This is a genomic window from Methanobrevibacter sp., assembly GCF_017940815.1.
Classification (GTDB): domain Archaea; phylum Methanobacteriota; class Methanobacteria; order Methanobacteriales; family Methanobacteriaceae; genus Methanocatella.
This window is the reverse complement of the sequence record NZ_JAGAXX010000006.1, coordinates 1-3,931: the sequence shown is the minus strand read 5'-3', so window position 1 is coordinate 3,931 and position 3,931 is coordinate 1. Positions and strand designations below refer to the sequence as shown.

The 3,931-nt window shown below is 33.4% G+C and carries 3 protein-coding genes; 1 reads left to right on the top strand and 2 read right to left on the bottom strand.

Features of this window, described 5'->3' with window-relative positions; all coding sequences use genetic code 11:
- Positions 1–130: 130 nt before the first annotated feature.
- A complete protein-coding gene (locus ILA26_RS00755; protein WP_292892965.1) occupies positions 131–1,582 on the top strand; it encodes a DDE-type integrase/transposase/recombinase in 1,452 nt (483 codons plus the stop codon).
- 274 nt (positions 1,583–1,856) lie between these two features.
- On the opposite strand, the gene ILA26_RS00750 is transcribed toward ILA26_RS00755, so the two are convergent.
- Both ILA26_RS00750 and ILA26_RS00745 read right to left on the bottom strand, forming a co-directional pair.
- The gene (locus ILA26_RS00750) at positions 1,857–2,987 is read right to left on the bottom strand and encodes a radical SAM protein (RefSeq protein ID WP_292892963.1); all 1,131 of its coding nucleotides are present in this window, start codon (positions 2,985–2,987) and stop codon (positions 1,857–1,859) included.
- A gap of 5 nt (positions 2,988–2,992) precedes the next feature.
- Positions 2,993–3,694 carry a hypothetical protein gene (locus tag ILA26_RS00745; RefSeq protein WP_292892961.1) on the bottom strand — a complete coding sequence of 234 codons (702 nt, stop codon included), beginning with the start codon at positions 3,692–3,694 and terminating at the stop codon, positions 2,993–2,995.
- Between the last annotated feature and the right edge of the window lie 237 nt (positions 3,695–3,931).

The following is a 3,931-nucleotide window of genomic DNA, read 5'->3' as shown; positions in this document are numbered from 1 at the left end:
GGTAGTGTCAAATTTACTACCCGTTTTTAGTTCTAAAACCTTGATTTATCGGGAGGTTAAAATAAAATGAGCATTGACCTCCCTTTTTGGTATAATGTCAGCGACCAAACCTTCATAAACCAAGGAGACAATGCTCGTGAACATTATACTTTATTTACTTCAAATCATTCAACAACTCTATCAACAAAACTGCTGGCTGATAAATTTCATCTGCAAATATATACCGCTTAAGCAATGGGCTTTCGATGACTCCCATTCACCAAAATATCAAAAGTTCAAAGTTGATGAACTGCCTAAGATTGTCTATTACCATCATGACTGGGATTGGAAAGCTCTCAACAACTACTATACCCAGCGCTATGGTAAACCTGTTAAGCCTATCAAGAGACGTTCTGAGTGTGACATTCCGGAGGATTGCACATGCCCTTCATGTCATGCACCTCAACCTTATCTCTACAAAAACAATGGCAAGGCAGGCCAAATACTGTGTAAGATCTGCCAGACTGCATTCACTCCTGGTGACAACGGCTCTGATAATCAGATGTCTCTAAAGTGTCCACACTGTCAGCACACTCTTATCCGCAAGAAAGACCGTAAGCATTTCGTCATCCATAAGTGTGTTAATCCCAAGTGTCCTTACTATCTCCGCAATCTAAAGAAAGTTGATAAAGAAGACCTTGATGAAGACTATGGGAAGAATAAATATAAGCTTCACTACATCTACCGCGAATTCACGATAGATTTCTTTAAGATGGACTTAAATTCTCTTCCGAAGAATGCATCATCGCTTAAGTTTAATAAGCACAACGCATATATCATGTCTCTTTGCCTTACATTCCACGTCAATCTTGGATTATCTCTTCGTAAAACAAGGCAGGCATTATTTGATCTATATGGCATATCTATATCCCATCAGCAGATCGCCAACTACTGCAAAACAGCAGCCATCTGTGTTAAACCTTTTGTAGATTACTATCCCTACGAAAAGGGCTCTGCATTTGCTGCTGACGAAACATATATCAAAGTCCGCGGAATCAAAGGTTATGTTTGGCTTATACTCAATGCTGCCACCAGAGCCATCATTGGTTATCAGATATCTGACAATCGTGGTGTCGGTCCCTGCATTCTTGCCATGCGAATGGCCTTCAAAGGTATCACTGAACTCCCCAAAAACTTTAAGTTCATAGCTGATGGTTACAGCGCATATCCTTTAGCTGCACAGCAGTTCTTCCACCAGTTTGGAGAAAAGTTCAAGTTTGAAATCACCCAGGTAATCGGTCTCCAAAACAATGACGAAGTATCCAAGGAATATCGTCCATTTAAGCAGATGATAGAACGCCTTAACCGTACTTACAAAGCCTCATATCGCATCACCAATGGATTCGATAATTACAATGGTGCCAACTATGATTTGACTCTCTGGGTTGCGTATTACAACTTCCTGAGGCCGCACAAACACAATGGCTTCAAGCCTCCAGTTGTAGATGACATACTCTCAAAAGCTGAAAACATGCCAGCCAAATGGCAAACAATGATATACTTCGGCCAGAAGAAGATACTGGAGCTTCAGGAAGCCAGCTGATTGATCTTAGATTCTGAGCCCGAGGTATCAACCTAGCCACCGCGTTAGCGGCATTGCCCTTGATGGCACAAAAAATAACTGCTACACTGCTGTAATCGACGGAGAAAATCTGATTGTTCTTGAGTTCTTCGCCGTCGGTGATTTACCGTAAGCAGTTATTTTTTGTGCTGTCAAGGGTGGCGTCCGGCTACCTCAACCTATATATCTGCAATTTTCAAGGTTCATCTGAGCCTATTTTTTATACCCAGTTTTTCATAGATCATTTGACACTATCTTAAAAAGTGTCCTTTATATAATTTATTATTTGCTTCTCATTAATTGCCCTTATGTTTTCGCACATTTGGCATAGTTTATTTGCCGGCATTTTTAATAATTCATCCAAACAACGTGCACATCCATTTCTTGCAGTGCATTCTTTACAGTTCAATTGTTGTTCTAAATTGTCGACATCTTTTAAAATATTTGTTTGATTTATAGAATTATAGTTCAATATATTTCCCATAAAATATTGTCTTTTACCTACAAACTTTTGACATGGATAAATATCACCATTAGGGCATACAGTGAATGCTGTTCTTCCAGCACCACATATATTGCTTTTTCTCTTCTCAAACCAAAAAAATTCACAATCCTCTTCTATAACATTGTAATCCGCGATACAATTTTCATTTTCCTCATTGCAAATTAAAACACATGTATTAGGAAATAAATTCCTGAAGTATTCCTTAATAGCAGACCTAGAAATATTATATTTTTGATGATAAATACCATATGTACATTCAATTAGATTAACGCAAATGTCATTTTCCATTAGTAAATTAATATTATTACATACGGTTTTAAATGTACCCATTCCATTTTTGAAATATCTATTTTTATCATTTACTATTTCTGGACCATCTAAGCTGACAGTTATTGAAATTGGATAATCCTTAAAAATAGATACCATTTCTTCTGTTAGACATGTTAAATTTGTGACAATAGCATAATGTATATTTTTATTATTTTTAAGTTTAGACAAAATGTATTTCATTTCATCAAATGCAATTAATGGCTCACCGCCAAAAAATTCAATTTTATTAATATCATTTAAATTGATGTATTCAATCAGTCTATCTAATATTCCAAAACTTATATTTTGAATAGAGAGTCCATAATTACCACCATTAGCATAACAATATCTACATTTTAAATTACATGCAGTAGTGAGAATAATTTGTATAGTATATTCACATTTACTTAATTTGTCTGTTTTTTTATTCATGTAGCTTTCGGCAAATAAGTTTGCATACTCTTCATTGTTTTTAATTTTTAGAGCAATATTGGGAGTCGTTTTGAAAATTCTCTTTTGTTCGTTATCAAATATAACTCCAATCTCATCATCATGATATGAAATCAAATCCATTTATATTAGCTCCTTTTAAAAAAATTAATTATCTCAGTTTCTTCTTGACTAGTAATAATTCTATTGATTTTAAAATTATCTATACTTTTTGAAAGAATATCCTTTGAATCATCAATCCCCACTATAAAACCATCAGCATTATTTTTATTTAATAAGTTTTTTTCCATATCTAATATCATCCTTGATATTTCATTTAAATCATTATGATTATTTTTTTTATATAAAATAATAAATTTGAAAATTAATGCATATAATTTATTAGCAGATAATAAATAATTGTTGCTTATTGACATGTCATTAATTAAATTTATACATGAATTCACATTAGTTTCTGCATCGTTTATTTTATTAATCTTCATGTAAATTGTGGCCTTGTTAATAAGAGCTGCGATTGACATAATAAAATTTCTTTCAATGAATTTTTGATAATAGCTTATAGCTTTATCAAAATCTTTTTTGTCAAAATAAAGAGCCGCAATATCATCATCAAATACTCCATTGATGTTTATTTCTGTCAAAATATTAAGAGACGTAACTATGTCAGTTGATACAGAAGCAATATCATGCTTGATTTTTATTTCTTCAATAACAGGATTCTCAGCTTGATATAAAAATCTTAATGCCTCATTCAAGTATTTACTTGCAAGTTCTTTTGCTGAAATATCATCATTTACTAATGCTTTTTTTCTATAAAATTCACCAACCAAATACAACAGTTTAAAACAATTTGGAAATCTTAACAAATAATTTGGAATCCTCTGCTCTCCTTTTTTAAAATCATTATTATCAATTAATTCTTTTAAATGTAAGCGCCTAATAAAAAGGCGTCCCTCCTAAAATCTCTCGCACCTAAGCGAGGATTGCGAGGATGCGAGTATTTTACTCCAATTATCTTTTACATTTTTCAATTACATCCTGATTCCAAGGAGCAATTGTTTCCAACT

Excerpts from the sequence above, each read along its gene's own strand:
- ILA26_RS00750 (WP_292892963.1), bottom strand. The coding sequence starts at position 2,987 with ATGGATTTGATTTCATATCATGATGATGAGATTGGAGTTATATTTGAT.
- ILA26_RS00755 (WP_292892965.1), top strand. The coding sequence starts at position 131 with ATGCTCGTGAACATTATACTTTATTTACTTCAAATCATTCAACAACTC.